Source organism: Streptomyces muensis, from assembly GCF_021474425.1.
In the GTDB taxonomy this organism is placed as follows: domain Bacteria; phylum Actinomycetota; class Actinomycetes; order Streptomycetales; family Streptomycetaceae; genus Streptomyces; species Streptomyces muensis.
In genome coordinates this window covers 1-868 of sequence record NZ_JAKEIP010000605.1, presented here as the reverse complement: position 1 = coordinate 868, position 868 = coordinate 1, and the positions used below count along the sequence as shown (strand labels likewise).

1 pseudogene is annotated in these 868 nt (G+C 69.5%); it reads right to left on the bottom strand.

Features of this window, described 5'->3' with window-relative positions:
* Nucleotides 1-836: pseudogene (locus tag L0P92_RS44670) on the bottom strand (hypothetical protein); the annotation flags it as partial.
* Nucleotides 837-868 lie beyond the last annotated feature (32 nt).

The following is an 868-nucleotide window of genomic DNA, read 5'->3' as shown; positions in this document are numbered from 1 at the left end:
CCCACCGAGCCCTTCTCCACAGCACCCTTCTTCGCCGGACTCTTCTTCCCCAGAGCGCCCTTCTTCGCCTTCGCTGCGACGACGCCCTCCCTCGCCGCCCCCTCCTCCGCGACGCGCGCTTTGGCCGCGCTCTTCCCCGCCGCGCCCTTCTCCACGGCGCTCACCTTGGCGGCGCTCTTCCTGGCCGGGCCCTTCTCCGCGGCGCCCGCTTCGACCGCACTCTTCCCCGCCGCGCCCTTCTCCACGGCGCCGACTTCGGCCGAGCCCTTCCCAGCAGAACCCCTCCCGGCCGCGCTCACCTTGGCGACGCTCTTCCCCGCCGAGGCCTTCTCCACGGCACCGACTTCGGCCGTGCTCTTCCCTGCCGAGCTCTTCTCCGCAGCGCTCACCTTGGCCGCACTCTTCCTGGCCGAACCCTTCTCCGCACCGCCCTCTTCGGCCGAGCCCTTGCCCACCGAGCCCCGCTGTGCCGCGCTCACATTGGCGGCCCCCTGACCACCGGTCCCCTGCTTCCGAGAAGCCTTCTGACCGCCAGCCACCTTCCCCACGGCCCTCTTCGCAGCCGTCTTCTTGGCAGCACCTCCCTTGACTGTGCCCTTCTTGGCGGCACCTTCCTCGGTCACTGCCTTCCTTGCCGCCGCCGACTCCTTCGCAGTGCCCTTCTTGGCCGCGGCCTGCACGGCCTTCTCTTCCGTGCCCTTCCTGGCGTCGGACTTGTCGGGGTTCGCCTTGGCCGCCGTCTTCCTCGCCGGGGCCTTCTCGTCGCCGCCTTTCTTGGTGGCGGTCTTCGATGCGGCCGCTCGTCCGCCGCCCGCCTTGGGCTGTCTCTTATACACATCTCGAGCCCACGAGACCTGTTATATCATCT